Genomic DNA, 18527 nt, shown 5'->3' on the forward strand with positions numbered 1-18527 from the left:
GGGAAGCATTGCAGTACGGAAGCCGGATACTTTTCTTGATTGGTTGAAGAAATTTGGCAATGAGAAAATTATTCTCGGTGCCGATGCTAAAAACCGCAAAATTGCTGTGCATGGTTGGCAAGAACAGACCGAGTGGAATGTGTCTGATTTTATCAAACATTACTACTCTAAAGGCATAGAATATGTTATTTGCACCGATGTAGCCAAGGATGGGCTACTGCAAGGCCCTTCACTAGAGTTGTACCAAGATATTCTACAAGAAATACCTCAGCTTAAACTAATTGCCAGTGGCGGGGTAACTACCGTAGATGACCTTCGGGAATTACAGTCTGCCGGATTATACGGAGTTATTATAGGGAAAGCTCTGTTAGAAGGACGGATAAAATTGAATGAACTGAGCGAATTTCTACCCCGTTGAGGCGCAAAATCTTGCGTCTCAACGAAAAATTAAAAAAGAATGCTAACCAAAAGAATTATACCTTGCCTAGATGTAAAAGATGGGCGCACTGTAAAGGGAATTAACTTTGTGCAGTTGCGCGATGCCGGAGATCCGGTAGAACTGGCAAAAATTTACGCGGACGAAGGTGCCGACGAATTAGTATTTCTGGATATTACCGCGACAGTTGAGAAGCGGAAAACCCTGATTGAACTGGTTACGCACGTGGCTCAGCAGGTGAATATTCCGTTTACGGTGGGGGGCGGTATTAGCACTATAGAGGATGTAGAAGCCCTACTGTACGCCGGAGCCGATAAAGTATCCATTAACTCCGCTGCGGTACGAAGGCCCGAACTCATTAACGAACTGTCGGCTAACTACGGTAGTCAATGCATTGTGGTGGCTATTGATACGCGCTACGTAAACGGCAAACATATCGTGCATACTCACGGGGGGCGTACACCTACCGAATTAGAAACATTTGCCTGGGCGAAGGAAGTGCAAGACCGGGGAGCTGGGGAAATTCTGCTGACATCTATGGATCACGATGGCACCAAACAAGGTTTTGCCAATGAATTAGTTGCCCGAATGTCGGAACAGCTATCCATTCCGATTATTGCTTCGGGTGGGGCCGGTACGAAAGAACACTTCTACGATACATTTACCGAGGGAAATGCTGATGCCGCTTTAGCTGCTAGTATCTTTCACTTCCGTGAGATTCCTATTCCTGAACTTAAGCAGTACCTTTCGGAAAAGGATATTCCGATGAGAATGAATTAGGTTATGGTGTTTAAATAAAACACATAGCGAAGTAAGCAAATACCTTAGCACTTCACACCACAACAGACACAAAACAAACATTATGATCTCTAACCTAGACTTCCTGCAACAGCTCACCGACATTATTAAGCAGCGCCATCAGATGGCAAATAGTGATGATAAAAATCTTACCTCATACGTTGCTCTTTTATTCCGCAAAGGAATTAACAAAGTAGCTCAGAAAGTAGGCGAAGAGGCGGTTGAGGTAGTAATTGAAGCTAAGGACCACGACGATGAGTTATTCAAGAATGAAGTCGCCGATTTGCTCTTTCATCTGATGATTTTGCTGGAAGCTAAGGAAATGAGCCTGGAAGAAGTGATTGAAGTGCTAGAAGAGCGGCATAAGTAGAAATGGGTGTCGAGCAAAAAAGCCCCGAATGTTCAGGGCCTACTAGTGCTTTATTGAGAATAAATTAGAATATCCAATCTTCGGTATCTTTCATATTATCAAAGGCCCTCATTTCTAGTGTGCTATCGTCACCAGTATGGACAGTATGGACAGTCTGGACAACTGCGTCTACTCCCATTTTTCCAAATACATCTTCGGGCATGACTACTGCAATTTTGACCCCACCTTTCTGAGTAAAATTTTTAACCCACTGTCCGCTAATATATTCCTGATGCTCCTTAGAAAGCACTTTGCAGTACCTATTATCAGTAATTACTTTCTTGATGCGATGCTTTTCTACTTCTTTCAAAACTTGCTCGGCATTTCTTACGAAGTCGTTGTAGGGTATAAATCCTTTGGTAGTAAGTTTTATAACCCCAGTCTCTCCCAGAATTACAGCATGATAATTTTTTTCGTCGATTAACACTTTTTCTTCAATAACCATAGACACTTTCATTTTAGATTGAACATACACACAAAATGCATAAATTGGCTACCACTATCTGTACAATTAAACGGCCAACCGTACCTAGTAATAAAATTGATAAATGTTATTAATTTTTACGAACCTAAGGATGATAGTCAGTGGCGAACCGAGCGCAGAAACCTATTCACCTTCTTTATTCCTAACTATGCTGCATACCCCTGACGTTGAACAAGAAGCTATTGAGCGAGTGAAGGGACGGGTTATTTACGTGCTGTTGGCGATGCTGTTGCTCCAACTGACTTATCCGCTTTCGCTGTATAGCACTACGCATAATATTATCTACTTCTCCCTGTACTGCGGGCTACTAGCGAGTGGAGTATACATCGCTAGTGTAAGTCGCCCCCGGATGATTATTGCCATAGTGCTTGCAGTTTTGAATTTGGCCGTAGGTATTCCCTGGCAACTCACCGGGGGTAGTGTGGTCTGGCTGACCATTGCTTCGTACGTAGCCCTCTTTCTTTTCCAAGGACTAATTATATTAGTACTTATCGACTTTATCTTTGCGATTGATGTGATTAATCGTGATGTTATCTACGGAGCATGTACCATCTACATTATACTAGGCAACTCATTTACGGCACTGTATATGATTATTTATACCCTAGACCCTGAAGCCTTCCTGGCACCAAATTATCTGGAAAGCCCGCTACCTTGGCAACGCATTGTATATTTTAGCTATTCTACTCTCACCACGCTGGGCTACGGAGATATTACGCCGACTTCTGCCTGGGCTCAATCAATATCATCGGTAGAAGCGATGATTGGCTTGCTTTATATTGCTATTATTCTCGGGCGATTGGTAAGTGTTTACAAATCTTCTTCTTCGAAGTAGCAATTACCCGTTATGTTAAAAGCGGGCGTAGCGTTTTCGGCGTAAGTAAAATTTCACTAATCCAAATATACCTATAAGTACGAGCGGTAGTACCAAGTTGATGGTTTGCCAGCGAACTGCTTCTTCTTTTACCTTCACTGAATCTAGCGGACGAAGCCTTACTTCATTGGTGCGCGACTGAATTAACCCGCCATCATCAATCATATACGCCAAAGCGTTTAGCACAAAATCTTGATTAGCAAACGTGCGCTCGGTGAATGGGTCAAACCCCAACGGCAGCGGGCGGTTATTCTGCGGATCAAGTTCATTGCGAACTACGTCGCCATCAGAAACTACCAAGAGTTTAGTAGGAACGCTTCCGTTCCGAAAATTTTGAGTGTTTAGTTCATTAGGAAGAATACGATTGCGAAATACCGAGGTAAATTTGCCCTCCAGTAGGTAAGCGGTTGCCTGAGGCCCCGCTTGGTAACGTTCTGGCTCAGGAGCCTGTCGCAGTTCGTTTAAATCCACCACAATGGGTGTGCTGAGTACCCGTGAATATTGGGAAGTGTACACTAACGGTGTTTTGATTACACCTGCCGCCGCAACAGTATCCATAGAGTTTACGAAGCGCAGGTGAACGGCATCTAGGTTACGGACAATTGGATGCGATGCGTAGTTGTTGGCTACCGGAAAAAATGGCCAAGGTAACAGACGAACCTGCGGTTGATCGCCCAAATTACCGACCACAATTGGGTATTGTCCTGATTCAACACTCTGCACCAGGGTAGGGTTTACCCGCAACCCGTAGCGAAACAGCAAATCATCCAACCCAGTATCTATCGGAAAAGCAAACGCCCCATTGGAACCTAGGCTGTCCATATCCACCTTCAGAGCGTCTAAGAAGAACAAAACATTGCCCCCGCGCATAATATACTGATCTAATTTGTATTGGTCGGCTCGGCTAAATGCTTGCTGAGGTTTAGCCACAATTACTGCATCTACTGGGGCAATTTCCTCAGACTGCGGTAGGAAAAGCTCGTATACATCGTAGGTTTGGGATAGTATATCAATCAGGCTACCCATTTCTACTGAAGGCAGCTCACCGTGCCCCCGCATAATTGCGACTTGCTTACGACGAGCCGCTGTCATCCGCTGAATTGCTGAGGCCAATTCGTACTCCACTCCTTCAATCGACTGATTAAGTTGTTGCTGGGCGGAAACCCCTTCATCACCTTTCAATAACATTGCTGCCGTCTCGCGCCCACCCGAGCGAATAACCGCACCGGGCACAATCAACCGCTGAATACGATTACCGTCTTCTTCATCAAACACCCGCGTGATCTCAATCCCCATACTATCTAGTCGGAAGAAGAAGTCATTACGCTGCTCGGCACTTACGGCAGTAAGCGGATCAACGAAGCGGTAGCGTAAGTTGCTTCCGGCGTAGGACTGGAAATTGTCTAGTGTTTCTTCAATACTGCGCTGTAGTCGCTGAAAATCGGGAGGGAGCTTGCCTTCCAAATAAATAGTTACTTCTACGTTTTGCTCCAGATTTTGCAGCAGATCTTTCGTGGGATCGGATAGACTGTAGCGCTTTTCTTCGGTCAAATCTACCCGGAAGAAATAGTTCTGCGCCAATACGTTTAAAAAAAACAAAACCACCAACCCGATACCCAACCGAGAAATATCGCGCCAAAAAACCTTTCGCTCACGTTGTAGTATCTGTTTACTCAATGGTTCTATTGTTAATCGTTATCAGTCCACAGTCCACAACATTGTTCATTGCTAACTGTACCACTGTACATTGTTTTTCACCATTTCCGGCTATTTAGTACCAGTTGGGTGAGTAGCAGCATAATTATAGTTACAGTACCGAAATATAATAAATTACGGGAGTCAATCAGTCCTCGGCTCATCGCGTCGTAGTGGTGCAAAATTCCAAACTTTTCTACTACTAGTTCCGAGTCGTCCCACATTTTCAAACCGGCTAATGAACTAAATCCAGTATATAAAAAGAAGCAGAGAAATACCGCCAGAATAAAAGCGATCACTTGGTTTTCGGTCAGCGACGATGCCAGCGTACCAATAGCCGTAAATACGCCACCCAGTAAAGTCAAACCAATGTAAGAGCCAAAGATTCCGGCTGAATCCAGATTACCCACCGGATTACCGAGCTGATAGACTGAAAAATAGTAAATCAATGTAGGTACTACAGCCAGTACCACAACAGTCCAGGCCGCCAGGTATTTTCCCAGCACTAGCTGCCAGTCAGTGACAGGTTGGGTGAGAATTAATTCCATCGTGCCAGCTTTTCGCTCTTCGGCAAAGCTGCGCATAGTAATGGCTGGGATTAAAAACATGAAAACGTAGGGCCCTAACGTAAATAGCGTTGAAAGATCAGCGAAGCCGTAAGTTAATACGCTGGTATCGGGAAAAACCCACATCAGCAGTCCCGTTCCAGTTAGAAATACCGCAATAACTACGTAAGCAATTAGTGAGTTAAGGTAGCTGTTAACTTCTTTGCGGTAAATAGCCAGCATAGCGTTACGATGGATTTACTTCGGTGGTGGTCAGACTACGAAAAATTTCCTCCAGAGAAGTTCCGGTACTTCGCTTATTCTCTTCTATTATTGGCTTCATACCAATCAATACGTGCTGGTGTTCACAGGCAAACCGGAAAATCGATGGGCGAATATCCTCTTGTTCTCGGGGGGCGGATAGTTCGTAGGTAGTCTGATACTTCTTTTCTACCTGAGTAATTCCAACTATATTTTGCAATTGCGCTTCGTCTACAGGTTGCAGAAAAGCGACTTCTACTCGCTGCACTTCGTCTAAGTTGCTCTGCTCCTCTGATTGAAGTTCGTCTAGTGGGCGATCAATCACTAGATTGCCTCGGTTAATAATAACTACCCGATCGCAAAGGGCCTGCACTTCCTGCATAATATGGGTAGAGAAAATAACAGTTTTCTCCTGACTAATTTCTTTAATCAATGCCCGAATTTCCGAAAGTTGGTTGGGATCTAGTCCGGTAGTAGGTTCATCCAGAATAAGTACCAAAGGGTTATGAATTAATGCCTGCGCCAAACCTACTCGCTGACGATAGCCTTTGGAAAGCGCTCCAATCTTTTTTCGCTGCTCAGGTTTCAACCCGCATAACTTAACTACTTCCTCTACTCTATTAGTGAGGGTAGTTCTCTCCATTCCGTACAGTGAGCCGATAAACTGCAGATACTCGTGCACGTACATATCCAAGTACAGCGGGTTATGTTCGGGTAAGTAGCCCAAACATTTTCGTACCGCTACCGAATTTTCTTCTACATCGTGGTCACACACACGCACCGAACCCTGGGTAGGTGGTAAATAGCCGGTCGCGATTTTCATGGTAGTTGATTTCCCCGCGCCATTTGGTCCTAAAAAACCAACAATCTCGCCGGGCTGAGCCGAAAAAGATATTTGATTAACTGCCACTTGGCTGCCGTAGGTTTTAGTCAAATTCTCAACAACAAGCGACATGGATTTTAGTATTTAGTCAATGGTCCACAGTTGACAGAAAATGAAGTTTGTCGAGGTTGCCACACAATTCTTCTTATCGCCTTATTTCCGCTCAAATTGTATACTCCTTTGTGGAATTAAAAACGGAAAAGCGAGTATTTATTACCTCTGGATGAGATTTTTCCAGCGTACGCAACTCTGCTGCCCATTTTAAGTACGTAGCAGGTTGTGATTAATGCTTAGTGGTAGCGCGACCATTACTTTTTACCTCCTGGAGTATTTCAGGTGATTGCTGCGGAGAATGGTAATCCTGCTTTTTGCTCTGTTCTAAATGTCGGGCATGTTTTGTGGGAACTACGACCGATTTTTTGGCCATTGCTAATAACTTCTTTTCAACGTTATTCTTAACTAAAAACAAAATAATCAGTAGGAGTACATAAAATCCAGTGACAATTAAAAATCCTAAATAAGAGCTATCTAACGCATCGTTGAGTAGTAGACCAACCGTAATGCTTAGAAATACTAATACAAATAAAGCTACAACGCCAATAGCTGCAAATATCACAAGTTTAGATATCACTTCCGTTAACTTCTCTTGAGCACTGGCTTTAATACGTTCTACTTCTACCTGAATATAGTAGCCTGGATGACTAACTACATCAATATATTTGGTAATTGCTTTCGGAATTTTCATAATCAAAATAGGTTAAATAAAAAATTTAGTACAATCCGATGATCTATTGTGTTTGATCTTTTCGGTAAAAACTTAATATGAATGACCCGCCGATACCGCTTCAGCGGTTGGGTTCGCCTGTCCGCTAACCAACATTCCATGTACACCTTCTAGTGGCATATTAATTAATGATACCGTTACGCCTCGTTCTTTCGCAACGTGCTGGTACTCGTAAATAGCCTCAATCACATCGTAATCGACGTATTTGGTATTGTCACCGTAAATTTCCACTACTGATCCTTTGGGCAATTGATCCAGTGCTTTAGCTAAACTAGCTTTATTTAGAAAGGAAACATGCTCACTCAAATGGATTTCGTAGTGATCGTGGGTATCCTTGCTCTGGGTGATAAATGAAAAAGGCGTACTGTAGTTAGCCCGAAGGATGTAGTAAAAGCCAACCGCCATACCAATGGCAATACCCACCAGCAAATCAGTAAACAGAATAGCCAATATGGTAACAATGAACGGAATAAACTGATCGTAGCCTAAATTCCACTGCTGTTTGTAGAGGATAGGCTTCGTTAGCTTATAGCCTACGTTTAATAATATTGCTGCCAATGCTGCGAGAGGAATCATATTTAGAATGTTGGGAATGAGCAAAGCACAAGAAATGAGCAGTATTCCGTGAAAGAAAGCGGCCATTTTCGTTTTCCCCCCAGCACTTATGTTGGCACTACTCCGAACAATTACCGCCGTCATGGGAATACCTCCAATCAAACCAGCAATCATATTTCCAATACCCTGCGCACGCAACTCTCGGTTGAGCGGGGTACGATGTTTTTCAGGATCGAGCTTATCGGTAGCTTCAATGCTGAGCAATGTCTCAATACTGGCGATTATGGCAATAGTAATAGCAGTACGAAGCGTAGTCATCTGGAAAAATTGAGAAAAGTCGGGAAAATCCAGTTCTTGCTGAATATCGCCTATGCCTCTGATGACCGGTAACTGTACCAAATGCTCCGACTGAATAGCCAAATCAGGAGCGAACACTACAAAAGCTTGGTTAACTAATACTCCTAAAAGCACCGCTACCAGTGCCCCTGGTGCAATGGAAAGGGCCGACTTCTTTATGAATGGCTGATTCCACAGAATAATCGCTCCCAATGAAATTATTCCAACTAAGAACGCTCCCCAACGAAGGTTTTCAAATGCATACACAATTTCTGAAAACGTATTGCGTCCGTCAGCTTGGAAGAAAGCAATGTCTCCAAAAAAATCCTGGTCAATTCCCAGAAAGTGAGGAATTTGCTTAAGGATAAGAATAAGGCCAATAGCTGCCAACATTCCTCGGATTACTGCCGAAGGAAAGTAATGGCCAATCACGCCCGCTTTCACCATGCCCAATGCTACCTGAATAGCTCCAGCCAATATTACCGCACACAGGAAACCCTCGAATGAGCCAATAGCTTCAATACCGTCCAACACAATAACCGTTAATCCGGCTGCCGGTCCGCTTACGGCTAAATTAGAACCACTCAACAGGCCAACTACCAAACCACCAATAATACCGGTTACTAAACCTGAGAGCAGTGGAGCCCCCGAAGCCAGGGCAATCCCTAAACAGAGTGGAAGAGCCACCAAGAAAACGACTAATGATGCAGGTACATCATCTCGTAGGTGCTGAACGAAATTGTGGTTAGGTTTCATAGGCTATCTTTTGCTTACTAATTTGGTATTTACAGCAAAGTTCTGCTAAGAACTATTGCCGAAATGCCTTAGTTTGAATATTCAATATGGCCGTCTGCTGCATGAATTAGTAGCTACTTGTAAAAGGAGCAGTGATAGTCAAGGAACAGCTACTAAGCATCTGCTAAAATACGAAAAGCAACACAGTAATTAGAAATAGGAAATCAATTAATTCAATAAAGTATTATTACTGCTTGGTAAAGTAGTACTTCTACGGCAAGTGTGATTCTTTCTTTGGTTCTTGCTTTTCCCTCCTGTATCTTAGCTCCCTTAAGACTAAAACAGAACAGGTGTGGAGTACGATATTGTTATCATTGGCGGCGGGATCGTAGGATTAGCGACTGCCCTCAAGCTAAAGGAGCAAAGGCCTCAGCTAAAGCTGGCAATACTAGACAAAGAAGCGAAAGTAGCCGCTCACCAAACTGGTCATAATAGCGGGGTTATTCATTCGGGAGTTTACTATAAGCCGGGTAGTCTGAAAGCCGAAAACTGCATTCGGGGATACCAAATGTTACTAGACTTTTGTAACGAGCACGGCATCCCTCACGAACTTTGTGGTAAAGTAATTGTCGCAACGAACCAATCGGATTTACCTCAACTAGATAAGATTCAGGAGCGGGGTGCCGCAAACGGACTGACCGGACTAAAACGTTTGGCGAAGGAAGAAATAGCCGAATACGAACCCCACGTAAATGGATTAGAAGCTATATTTGTGCCTCAGACAGGTATTATCGACTATGCTACTGTCTGCCAAAAATACGCTGAATTGGTGCAAAACCAGGAAGGGTTGCTGTTTCTGGATCGTAAAGTATTAGATATTAGAACCCATATTAGCGGTAGCACGGTGATTACTAATCATGGCACCTACACCGGTCGAATTGTGATCAACTGCGCGGGACTTTACTCCGATAAGATCGCGCAAATGATGCGACCCGACGTAAATGTGAAGATTGTTCCGTTCCGAGGGGAGTACTACGAATTGAAACCCGATAAGCAACATCTGGTTAAAAATCTGATATACCCGGTACCTGATCCGGCATTTCCTTTCTTAGGAGTGCACTTTACACGCATGATTGGCGGAGGAATAGAAGCTGGACCCAATGCGGTATTGGCCTTCCGCCGGGAAGGTTACACAAAATCAGACGTTCACTTGGGAGAGTTGAGCGAGACATTAATCTGGCCGGGTTTCCAAAAGGTAGCGCGTAAATACTGGCGTACTGGTTTGGGAGAGATGTATCGCTCTTTTTCCAAATCAGCATTTACTAAAGCACTACAACACCTCATTCCTGATGTGCAAGAAGATGATTTAGTTCCCGGCGAAGCCGGAGTTCGAGCGCAAGCGTGCGACCGAAACGGAGGATTGCTAGATGATTTTAAGATTATGGAAGATGAATACGCCGTACACGTACTCAATGCTCCTTCACCTGCGGCTACTTCTTCTCTTTCCATTGGCCAAACTGTATCTGAATTGATTTTACCTAGATTCAACCGAAAGAAAATAACTTCTTCGGTATAGCAAATGAGATGACCAAATGAAGGAATAACAGAAGCTCCGTACTCAACCACTCTTTCATTCTCACACTCGGTATGACTAGCAGTATCACATTCTCAAAAGAAGAACTAGAACGGTACAGCCGTCACCTTATCATTCCTGAGTTTAACATTGAAGGGCAACGCCGATTAAAAGCCGCCAAAGTATTAGTAGTAGGAACCGGAGGGTTGGGTGCTCCGCTATTATCCTATCTGGTGGCCGCTGGAGTGGGAACTATTGGCATTGTAGATTTTGACACGGTAGATGATAGCAATCTACAGCGACAGGTTTTATTTACCGTAGATGATGTGGGGCGGCCCAAAGTAGAAGCGGCGGCGGAGCGACTGCGTAAGCAGAACCCATTCGTTAATATCAAAATCTACCATACTGCTCTTACCTCCCAAAATGCGCTAGAAATAATTAAAGAATACGATGTGGTGGCCGATGGCACCGATAATTTCCCCACTCGCTACTTAATGAATGATGCTTGTGTACTGCTGAATAAAGTGAATGTATACGCATCTATCTTCCGATTTGAAGGGCAAGCGGCAGTCTTCAACTATACTGATCAAGAAGGCAAGACCGGACCAAATTACCGCGATTTGTTTCCTGCCCCTCCTCCTCCGGGCATGATACCCAGTTGTGCCGAAGGGGGAGTGCTAGGAGTACTACCTGGCATTCTGGGAAGCCTACAAGCAAACGAAGTAATCAAAGTAATCACCGGAGTGGGCGAACCACTTTCGGGTCGGCTTTTTGTATTTGATGCGTTAACGTTTGAAACCCGAACGCTGAAAATTCATCGCGATCCGGCTAATCCACTAAACGGCGAAAACCCTACGCAAACCGCGCTAATTGACTACGATCAGTTCTGCGGTATTTTTCCCCACGAAGAAAAATCTCCTGTAAAAGAGATTAGTGTTCACGAATTACAGGAATTGATTCGAGGCAATAGGAACCTTCAACTAATTGACGTGCGCGAACCTTACGAGTACGATATTGCTAACCTCGGCGGTGAACTCATTCCTCTGAAGCAACTAGAAGGCAAAGTAGGTGAAATTGCCACTGACAGGCAGGTAGTCATTCACTGCCGCAGCGGTAAGCGCAGCCAACAAGCCATTGAGCAACTAGAAAAGAAGCATGGTTTCACCAATCTGTACAACCTTAAAGGTGGTATCCTTGCTTGGGCCGAGAAAGTTGACGGAAGTATGGCGAAGTATTAAACGGAGACCGGAAACTGGAAACCGGAGTCTGGAAATTTGTGCGCCGTGCATTATGTACATCACTCCTAATTCCGGTCTCCCGTCTCCGGTTTTCGGTTTTCAGCTACCCACACCTCCAATTTATCCGGCGTAATTTCTAATAACTTTCGATGTGATTGATGAAGTACTGGGTGTAGTTCATTGGGAGTTAGCTCCACTAGCGGGGCTAGGGTAAATCGCCGGTTTTGTATTTCAGGGTGGGGAAGAGTAAGGGTAAAGGTTCGTACAATGCGGTTGCCGTAGTATAGCAAATCAATATCAATCAATCGCTCCCGCCACTTTCCCACCTTTATCTTTCCAATTTTCTTCTCAATAAATAATAATGTGTTCAGAAGAGCTTCGTGGCCAAGTTGCGTTTCTATCTGTAGTACCTGGTTATAAAATAATGGTTGATCGAGAACTCCCCAGGCTTCGGTTTCGTAAATGCTAGAATGCCGGACAATACCCCCTGCTTGTTGTTCAATATGTTCGCGAGCCAAACACAAGTTATGGCTCCTATCGCCTAGATTACTGCCTAGTAACAAATAAATTCCCTCAATAACCTTCACCGCAAGTATAAAAAAGTGTTAAATTTCGAATTCTAGTGTAAGAAAATAAGATTATTTAACACTAAGAAAGAAAAACTTTGTTATAGCACGAACTAGCAGTAGTGTTCAACTACTGTAAAACCCAGTAGCAGGTCATTAACTCATTCATTCTTCAAATAAACCTTTATCATGATATTTTTACGAAACGTATTAGCAACCTTAGTAGGGTTAATCGTATTCTTCGGATTAATCTTCTTCATTTTTGCCGGAATTATTGCGGCAGCTTCTCAGGATACTGAAGTAGAAGTAAAAGAAAATTCGGTACTGCACCTGAAGCTAAACAAGCCTATTGTAGAGCGCGATCCGGATGATCCTTTTAGCAATTTACCATTTCCCGGAATGGATAATAGCGTACTGGGGCTATTGGAGGTAAGAAACACGATTAAAGCCGCCAAGGAAGACGAAAACATTCAGGGTATTTATTTAGACGCCAGTATTGCCCCCGGTGGCTTTGCCAGCCTGGAGGAAATTCGTAACGACCTGATTGACTTCAAAGAGTCCGGCAAGTTTATTATCTCCTACAGTGATTATCTGACCGAGCGGGCTTATTACGTAGCCTCAGTCGCCGACGAGCTGTACATTCACCCCGATTGGGGTTCTGTCGAGTTTAACGGCTTTATGATAGAGACGGTGTTTATTAAGGAGACACTCGATAAGATTGGGGTGGAGCCGGAGATATTTAAAGTGGGGGATTTTAAAAGCGCAGTAGAACCATTTACGCGCACCAGCATGAGTGACTCTAGTCGGGCACAAACGAAGTCTTTCTTAAATTCCTTGTACGATACCTACTTAGATCGGATTGCTACTTCTACCAGCATTTCGCAGAACCAACTTCGCAACTTAGCCGATTCTATGAAGATACGAGAACCCCAGGATGCGGTTGATGCTCAGCTAGTAACCGGACTACGCTACCCGGATGAAGTGCGGGATTTACTGCGGGAAAAATTAGGTATAGAAGAAAGCACAGAGGAAGAAGAAGACGATGATGACGATATTAATTTTATTTCGGTAGAAAAGTATAACACTGTCCTGAAGGCAGAGAGTCCGGATTATTCTCGCAACCGCGTAGCGGTAATTGTAGCCTCCGGAAGCATTGTTGATGGTGAGGGGGATGCTAATAGTATCGGTGGTGATAAGTTTGCTAAGGAGATTCGTAAAGCCCGGGAAGATGATAATGTGAAAGCCATCGTCATTCGGATTAATTCGGGAGGAGGAAGTGCACTGGCTTCGGATAAAATGTGGCGTGAAGTTCTATTAGCGAAGCAGGAAAAACCCGTGATTGCTTCTATGTCGGATGTAGCAGCTTCGGGTGGGTATTATATGGCGATGGGTTGCGATACTATTGTGGCGCACCCTAACACGGTTACCGGTTCTATTGGTATTTTCAGTGTCTTCTTTAATGTGGAAGAGATGGTAGACAAGATTGGAGTGGATACTGAGATTGTGCAGACCAGTGAGTTTGCGGATATATTTTCCCCCACCAAGCCTATGTCGGAAGCCGAGCGTCGCATCTTGCAGGCCAATATTGAACAAGGTTATGAAACCTTCACTAGCAAAGCAGCCGAAGGGCGCAATATGTCGGTAGAGCAATTAAAGAAGGTAGCCTCGGGCCGGGTGTGGAGCGGTACCGAAGCCTTAGAACGAGACTTAGTAGATGTGCTAGGTGGATTAGATCAAGCGATTGCGATTGCCGTAGAAAAAGCGGGGTTAGAGGAAGATGACTACCGGGTGAAATACTATCCTGAACAGAAAGATGTTTTCCAGCAGATTATGGAAGAGCTAGGACAAGAAGTAAGCACCCAGTTGCTCAAACGTGAACTAGGCGATGCTTTCCCCTATGTACAGCAAATCCGCCAACTACGCAACCTGCAAGGCATCCAAGCCCGCATGCCTTTTGAGATGGAGATCAAATAGATACATCTTCTCATAACTAGTCTGTACCTGTAAAACGAACTAATTACAAGAGAAAAGCGATAGCTCGTAGCTAGATCATGATCTACTACGAGCTATCGCTTTTCTATCTAAGGTATGCTGCCTTTAAAGTACCACTCCCAGAGAAACGGTAAACATACGGTTTCTACCGTTAATCTCAGTAGCGTTAATTGCTTCTACCTCGTCTAACACATCCGACAAACCATGCTCATAGTTAAAGTCAAGACTAACTACGGAAAAGTCGAAGCCCAGGCCACCGTTTAATCCCCAAGAAGCGGAGGTGAAGTCATCTGAGCTTACCTCAATATCACTGTCTCCTACACCTAAGATAAACGTAGGAACCACTCCCCCACTAAGACGTACGTGTACTGGTCCATCCGTACCAGTTAGATAAACACCAATATTTAATGGTATTTTGAGACTGTGAACGGTAACAATGTCTTCTATCTCAGTTTCTATGTCATCGGTACCGGGTTCATCCTCAATACCAGCCTTGAAGTTTGATCCAATGTTATAGTAATGCAAGCCCGGTTGAAAAAACACAATATTGTCGGTGCCACCAAAGCGGAGATCAATACCTGCATTAAGTCCGGCTTTCAATCCCTCTTCCGAAAGATTAATACTTTCTGAGGTGATTTGAGAAAAGTTTACCCCAATTTTTGGGTTAAAAACTACCTGAGCTTGAGTGTGGTAACTAAGGATACCCAGGCAAACGAAAAGAAAAAATAACTTCTTCATAATGTAAAAATTAAGGTGAAAAAAAATAGGTCACGTAATGCAAGGACTGCTTATTACGGCCGTATGTATCCCAACGGTTTGATAGTTAAATAGTTATATAGAACAGCGTTAATACTTATCCAAACAGTCAGGTAACTTAACTCAGGAAACTACTATTTGGTAAGTCATACAACAGCAAAGTCCCTAGAATTTACCCACAGGTAGCCTCCGCCCCAAATTTCTGGATGGGAAAAGATAATAGAGAACAAATTATTACCGCAGAAATAGTTGAACTAGAAGCAGAAGGGTAGGCAAAAAAATTTTATCGTAAGAAGCAACTGTGCCAACATTATCCGGTTCTATCACTTATATTTTTATGAATCGATCTTTTGCGGTAGAACTACAGAAGTATGTTACTCAAAAAGTTACTCAGTTAAGGCAGTGGCTCCGGCCTGTTCCTACAGACTCCTTACCACTAAAGATTTTTAAAGGAATATACAAAGGGTTAGCACTATTGGTACTAACAGCCTTTTCCCCAGTCATTATCGCTATTCTAATCATTGCTTTCGTAGCGGCCTTTTAATACCAGAAATATACCATCCGATGAAGGTACTTACCTCCCCTGCGTTTATCATCTGTGCGTTACTGTTTATCATACATCAAGTACTACAAAAAGGGCTGGATATTACATTCCCCTTAGCGGACCGCTATCTAGATAATTTACTAACGATGCCAATTGTTCTCAGTCTGCTGCTAGTAGAACGGCAGTACCTTTTCAAACGAGGAGACGCGTATCGCCTATCGGCTTTGCAAGTAATCGTGGCTACCGTATTCATTATGCTAATTTCGGAAGTTATCTTTCCGCTCCTATCTGAAGAGTTCACCACCGACTGGTGGGATGTTGTTTTCCTAGGGTTAGGTAGCCTACTTTTCTACACCACCATCAATACAATTCCTAAAAAACGAAAAGACTACAACCCCCACGCTCGTTAGCAGTCTGAACTTATTAAGTACTAACCTAAGGGTTTAAACATTCACTCTATCTTCATCAGAGATGTTGTGGTTACCGGTCTCCAACTGAGATTGCGCCCAAGCTATACCCTCTTCTTGGTTAGAAAACACCTTACTGACCACTGGGTCACGCTGAATTTTGAATATCAGCTTTAGTACGTTCCGGATTACTGCGCTCGGAATTACGTAGGCAATTCCTAGGCAGTACGACTGAATGAGGCTCTGGTGTTCGCGCATCCACGCTGCTTGCTGCTTCTGATAGCTAATACCGGGCACCCGGGCCAAGGTGGCATCAAAAACTAACGTAAAACGTTGCATAGGCGAATAATTAGCGTACAGCTCATTCAGATACTCTTGGAAGTTAGCAGGAGTAGGTTTTGCACCAGTAAAGGTGACTACTACCAGCGGAAATTTCTCTCTGTCTACACGAACGTATTGTTCCATAACTAGGGATGTAAAGGATAAGATGATCTACTCAAGAACCCGCTACAACATAACATGTTTGGGCAGATGCCAACAGTCTAATCCTTACTACTTATGGATAAATCTCAGAATGCTATGAATTGAAAAGTATTCCTTCTATTTCTATCTCAAAAACTCTATCGGAAAGTAAACCTCAGATTCTACTGGCTTTCCTTCAATCTTTCCTGGACTAAACTGAAGACCGCAGTGCTGGATTATATCAATCGCCACCCTAAAGAATCCTTCCTCATCTTTTTCATGCGGCTCAACAAACTCAATCTTTCCATCTTTCTGAAGCACGAAACGTATGTAGCTCGTATACTTTTCTCCGGCTGGCTTAGAGACTGTCGCCAGTTTCTGCTGGTAACATTGCATCTGTTCCCGAGTAGGCTTCTGAAGTTCGGCTCGACTATCCAGAGCAGAGTACGCAGCGACAACAGGTTTATTAGGAAGCTTAAATTCCTTGGTTTTTACCTTTCGTTCATTGACCTGAACCGCCTCCCGAATGGAAAAGTACGTTTCGTATTCTGTAATAATCTTTAGAGGGAGTGCACCATCTACTTCTTTCAGCTTATCGTACCAAGCACCCACTTTATGCCCTTCAAAGTCAGCATAATCAACTTTAATATCCTCTGAATAGTAGGTTTTAGTTGTACTGGATTCGGCGTCCCTTTTTACCAAATAACAATTATAGCCCAATATAATCATTGCGCTATCTTTATGAATTTCAGAGCCTTGATACTGCACATTTGCCCGTCTAGAATCTCGGAAGGTTACGTAAGGCTTTTCGGCGTAATCGTCAAACATCCTCTTGGTTTCATCATCGTAGGTATACGAATAGTTGTACTGGCCATTCTTCAGATAAGTAGACTTATAATGTTGGGCTGTTATGATATAAGATGCGGTAGTTCCGTGCCTTGAGTCTACAATTTTCTGCACATCTACCGTATCCGACTTTGAAATAATACTGATCTCGTACGTAATCTCACCACTAAAGTACTGAGCCTGACTAAAAAGAGGGCTGATCAATGCGAAGAGTAATAGACTTTTCATTTATCAGTTTAAGCTTGATGTGAATGACGCTTATTTTCTTAGTGCCACTTTGATCATATTTATTACTGCGTAGAAGTGGCAGCTATGTCTCTTACTCCGCTGCTTTAGTATCCGAAGCAGTAATCAACTCAGACCCTGAGTTATTTCTACGGCGAGCCACTACTTCATTAAAGTGACTGGTGTTTTCGTTCAGAAGATCAGTTAGCAATCGGTATTCGTTAGAAGGGTTTAGCGTGGCGTGCGCTTGCAGGTGTTTGAGTAGTTCGCGGTAGGCAGTGGCAGCTTGGCGCGTCAGTTCACGATTGGTAGGCCCCTCCAGTTGAACATTTTCTTCTATCCGCTGGATAAATAGCTTTTCAAATGCCTGGTTGGCCTGCTTCATTTCGTTTACTACAACTTCTAATTTCAACGTTTGTACTGCCTGAACACATTCAGGGCGGGTTTGCAGCTCGCTTATTAACTGCTTAAGGGTAGCCGTTTCTTCAGTATAATTGAGGGCATAAAGCCGGTTGCCGTACCGGTCAATACAGGTCAGTAACTGCGCTGCGGCTTCCTGATGGGTTGTTTTAGGGTGACGAGTGTACCCTTCACTCAGTGCTCGTAAACAAATAACAGCCTGATCGCGCTGATTGTCCAGCTCAGTAAGTTGCAGTGATAGATGACTATTGTCCAGTTGCTCGTAGGCTTTCTCTAACTGCTGACACAACCGATTAAGATCCTGGTATTGAGTTTTTACTTTTAGTTCGGTAGGGTTATGCTGATTTACGATCATCAGCGTGTTACGGATGAATTGGGTGAATTCTTTAATCCGGTAATTGAATATTGAAGCGGCAACAAACATAAGAATAAGGGTTAATGATAATTAATTCTTGTTCACCACAAAGTACGGGCTACTGCGAATAGAAGAAAAAGTGGTTTTACGAAATATGGTACGTAGCTAAGAAAGTGAAAAAACTTTAGCAGTCTACTCAGGAAGGCTCAATACCCCGTCAGCATGCTTGCCAGAGCACTTGATGGCTTCCTGACACTGTCAGCATGCTTGCCAGAGCACTTGATGGCTTCCTGACACTGTCAGCATGCTTGCCAGAGCACTTGATGGCTTCCTGACACTGTCAGCATG

20 protein-coding genes are annotated in these 18527 nt (G+C 43.6%); 9 read left to right on the forward strand and 11 right to left on the reverse strand.

The window, feature by feature from the left end; genetic code table 11:
* From WBA23_RS10750 to hisE, 3 genes are all read left to right on the forward strand, one after another.
* Window positions 1-418, forward strand: a 418-nt coding sequence (locus WBA23_RS10750; RefSeq protein ID WP_424582279.1) for a HisA/HisF-related TIM barrel protein, incomplete at its 5' end; no start/stop codon positions are given.
* Between the two features lie 39 nt (window positions 419-457).
* Entirely contained in the window at window positions 458-1216 is a 759-nt protein-coding gene (gene hisF, locus WBA23_RS10755) for an imidazole glycerol phosphate synthase subunit HisF (RefSeq protein WP_424582280.1), read from the forward strand.
* Between the two features lie 82 nt (window positions 1217-1298).
* Window positions 1299-1604: a phosphoribosyl-ATP diphosphatase gene (gene hisE / locus WBA23_RS10760; RefSeq protein WP_424582281.1), complete on the forward strand. Its 306-nt coding sequence runs from the start codon at window positions 1299-1301 to the stop codon at window positions 1602-1604.
* A gap of 64 nt (window positions 1605-1668) precedes the next feature.
* On the opposite strand, the gene WBA23_RS10765 is transcribed toward hisE, so the two are convergent.
* Complete coding sequence (locus WBA23_RS10765; protein ID WP_424582282.1) at window positions 1669-2088, reverse strand: hypothetical protein; 420 nt, start codon at window positions 2086-2088, stop codon at window positions 1669-1671.
* 187 nt (window positions 2089-2275) lie between these two features.
* Between WBA23_RS10765 and WBA23_RS10770 the strand changes: the two genes are divergently transcribed.
* Entirely contained in the window at window positions 2276-2962 is a 687-nt protein-coding gene (locus WBA23_RS10770; protein WP_424582283.1) for a potassium channel family protein, read from the forward strand.
* Between the two features lie 15 nt (window positions 2963-2977).
* Here the strand turns inward: WBA23_RS10770 and gldG are convergent, their stop codons facing one another.
* The 5 genes from gldG to WBA23_RS10795 form a co-directional block, all read right to left on the reverse strand.
* Window positions 2978-4678 carry a gliding motility-associated ABC transporter substrate-binding protein GldG gene (gene gldG / locus WBA23_RS10775; protein WP_424582284.1) on the reverse strand — a complete coding sequence of 567 codons (1701 nt, stop codon included), beginning with the start codon at window positions 4676-4678 and terminating at the stop codon, window positions 2978-2980.
* Window positions 4679-4755: 77 nt separating this feature from the next.
* Window positions 4756-5484, reverse strand: coding sequence for a gliding motility-associated ABC transporter permease subunit GldF (gldF, locus tag WBA23_RS10780; protein ID WP_424582285.1), 729 nt, complete (start codon window positions 5482-5484; stop codon window positions 4756-4758).
* A gap of 4 nt (window positions 5485-5488) precedes the next feature.
* Window positions 5489-6457, reverse strand: coding sequence for a gliding motility-associated ABC transporter ATP-binding subunit GldA (gldA, locus tag WBA23_RS10785; RefSeq protein ID WP_424582286.1), 969 nt, complete (start codon window positions 6455-6457; stop codon window positions 5489-5491).
* Window positions 6458-6668: 211 nt separating this feature from the next.
* The gene (locus WBA23_RS10790) at window positions 6669-7130 is read right to left on the reverse strand and encodes a phage holin family protein (RefSeq protein ID WP_424582287.1); all 462 of its coding nucleotides are present in this window, start codon (window positions 7128-7130) and stop codon (window positions 6669-6671) included.
* Between the two features lie 72 nt (window positions 7131-7202).
* Window positions 7203-8816: a SulP family inorganic anion transporter gene (locus tag WBA23_RS10795; RefSeq protein ID WP_424582288.1), complete on the reverse strand. Its 1614-nt coding sequence runs from the start codon at window positions 8814-8816 to the stop codon at window positions 7203-7205.
* 331 nt (window positions 8817-9147) lie between these two features.
* Here WBA23_RS10795 and lhgO point away from each other — a divergent pair, with 331 nt between their 5' ends.
* Both lhgO and moeB read left to right on the forward strand, forming a co-directional pair.
* Window positions 9148-10371 carry an L-2-hydroxyglutarate oxidase gene (lhgO, locus tag WBA23_RS10800; RefSeq protein WP_424582289.1) on the forward strand — a complete coding sequence of 408 codons (1224 nt, stop codon included), beginning with the start codon at window positions 9148-9150 and terminating at the stop codon, window positions 10369-10371.
* Window positions 10372-10442: 71 nt separating this feature from the next.
* On the forward strand, window positions 10443-11606 hold the full coding sequence (moeB, locus tag WBA23_RS10805; RefSeq protein ID WP_424582290.1) for a molybdopterin-synthase adenylyltransferase MoeB: 1164 nt from the start codon (window positions 10443-10445) through the stop codon (window positions 11604-11606).
* Between the two features lie 65 nt (window positions 11607-11671).
* Here moeB and folK read toward each other — a convergent pair whose 3' ends face one another.
* Window positions 11672-12193 carry a 2-amino-4-hydroxy-6-hydroxymethyldihydropteridine diphosphokinase gene (gene folK, locus WBA23_RS10810; protein ID WP_424582291.1) on the reverse strand — a complete coding sequence of 174 codons (522 nt, stop codon included), beginning with the start codon at window positions 12191-12193 and terminating at the stop codon, window positions 11672-11674.
* A 168-nt stretch (window positions 12194-12361) separates the two neighbouring features.
* Between folK and sppA the strand changes: the two genes are divergently transcribed.
* Complete coding sequence (gene sppA / locus WBA23_RS10815; protein ID WP_424582292.1) at window positions 12362-14146, forward strand: signal peptide peptidase SppA; 1785 nt, start codon at window positions 12362-12364, stop codon at window positions 14144-14146.
* A gap of 123 nt (window positions 14147-14269) precedes the next feature.
* On the opposite strand, the gene WBA23_RS10820 is transcribed toward sppA, so the two are convergent.
* Entirely contained in the window at window positions 14270-14902 is a 633-nt protein-coding gene (locus WBA23_RS10820; protein ID WP_424582293.1) for a porin family protein, read from the reverse strand.
* Between the two features lie 355 nt (window positions 14903-15257).
* On the opposite strand from WBA23_RS10820, the gene WBA23_RS10825 reads away from it, so the two are divergent.
* Window positions 15258-15464: a hypothetical protein gene (locus WBA23_RS10825; protein ID WP_424582294.1), complete on the forward strand. Its 207-nt coding sequence runs from the start codon at window positions 15258-15260 to the stop codon at window positions 15462-15464.
* 20 nt (window positions 15465-15484) lie between these two features.
* The gene (locus tag WBA23_RS10830) at window positions 15485-15874 is read left to right on the forward strand and encodes a hypothetical protein (RefSeq protein ID WP_424582295.1); all 390 of its coding nucleotides are present in this window, start codon (window positions 15485-15487) and stop codon (window positions 15872-15874) included.
* A gap of 33 nt (window positions 15875-15907) precedes the next feature.
* On the opposite strand, the gene WBA23_RS10835 is transcribed toward WBA23_RS10830, so the two are convergent.
* The 3 genes from WBA23_RS10835 to WBA23_RS10845 all read right to left on the reverse strand — a co-directional run bounded on the left by WBA23_RS10835 (window position 15908) and on the right by WBA23_RS10845 (window position 18248).
* Window positions 15908-16336: an STAS/SEC14 domain-containing protein gene (locus WBA23_RS10835; RefSeq protein ID WP_424582296.1), complete on the reverse strand. Its 429-nt coding sequence runs from the start codon at window positions 16334-16336 to the stop codon at window positions 15908-15910.
* A 141-nt stretch (window positions 16337-16477) separates the two neighbouring features.
* A complete protein-coding gene (locus WBA23_RS10840) occupies window positions 16478-17407 on the reverse strand; it encodes a hypothetical protein (RefSeq protein ID WP_424582297.1) in 930 nt (309 codons plus the stop codon).
* A 91-nt stretch (window positions 17408-17498) separates the two neighbouring features.
* Window positions 17499-18248, reverse strand: a complete 750-nt coding sequence (locus tag WBA23_RS10845; protein ID WP_424582298.1) for a DUF6261 family protein — start codon at window positions 18246-18248, stop codon at window positions 17499-17501.
* Between the last annotated feature and the right edge of the window lie 279 nt (window positions 18249-18527).

The sequence above is a fragment of the Tunicatimonas sp. genome (assembly GCF_049647865.1).
GTDB lineage: Bacteria > Bacteroidota > Bacteroidia > Cytophagales > Cyclobacteriaceae > Tunicatimonas.

Coding starts and splice junctions, on each gene's coding strand:
- hisF (WP_424582280.1), top strand. CDS start 458: ATGCTAACCAAAAGAATTATACCTTGCCTAGATGTAAAAGATGGGCGC.
- hisE (WP_424582281.1), top strand. CDS start 1,299: ATGATCTCTAACCTAGACTTCCTGCAACAGCTCACCGACATTATTAAG.
- WBA23_RS10765 (WP_424582282.1), bottom strand. CDS start 2,088: ATGGTTATTGAAGAAAAAGTGTTAATCGACGAAAAAAATTATCATGCT.
- WBA23_RS10770 (WP_424582283.1), top strand. CDS start 2,276: ATGCTGCATACCCCTGACGTTGAACAAGAAGCTATTGAGCGAGTGAAG.
- gldF (WP_424582285.1), bottom strand. CDS start 5,484: ATGCTGGCTATTTACCGCAAAGAAGTTAACAGCTACCTTAACTCACTA.
- gldA (WP_424582286.1), bottom strand. CDS start 6,457: ATGTCGCTTGTTGTTGAGAATTTGACTAAAACCTACGGCAGCCAAGTG.
- WBA23_RS10790 (WP_424582287.1), bottom strand. CDS start 7,130: ATGAAAATTCCGAAAGCAATTACCAAATATATTGATGTAGTTAGTCAT.
- WBA23_RS10795 (WP_424582288.1), bottom strand. CDS start 8,816: ATGAAACCTAACCACAATTTCGTTCAGCACCTACGAGATGATGTACCT.
- moeB (WP_424582290.1), top strand. CDS start 10,443: ATGACTAGCAGTATCACATTCTCAAAAGAAGAACTAGAACGGTACAGC.
- sppA (WP_424582292.1), top strand. CDS start 12,362: ATGATATTTTTACGAAACGTATTAGCAACCTTAGTAGGGTTAATCGTA.
- WBA23_RS10820 (WP_424582293.1), bottom strand. CDS start 14,902: ATGAAGAAGTTATTTTTTCTTTTCGTTTGCCTGGGTATCCTTAGTTAC.
- WBA23_RS10825 (WP_424582294.1), top strand. CDS start 15,258: ATGAATCGATCTTTTGCGGTAGAACTACAGAAGTATGTTACTCAAAAA.
- WBA23_RS10830 (WP_424582295.1), top strand. CDS start 15,485: ATGAAGGTACTTACCTCCCCTGCGTTTATCATCTGTGCGTTACTGTTT.
- WBA23_RS10835 (WP_424582296.1), bottom strand. CDS start 16,336: ATGGAACAATACGTTCGTGTAGACAGAGAGAAATTTCCGCTGGTAGTA.
- WBA23_RS10840 (WP_424582297.1), bottom strand. CDS start 17,407: ATGAAAAGTCTATTACTCTTCGCATTGATCAGCCCTCTTTTTAGTCAG.
- WBA23_RS10845 (WP_424582298.1), bottom strand. CDS start 18,248: ATGTTTGTTGCCGCTTCAATATTCAATTACCGGATTAAAGAATTCACC.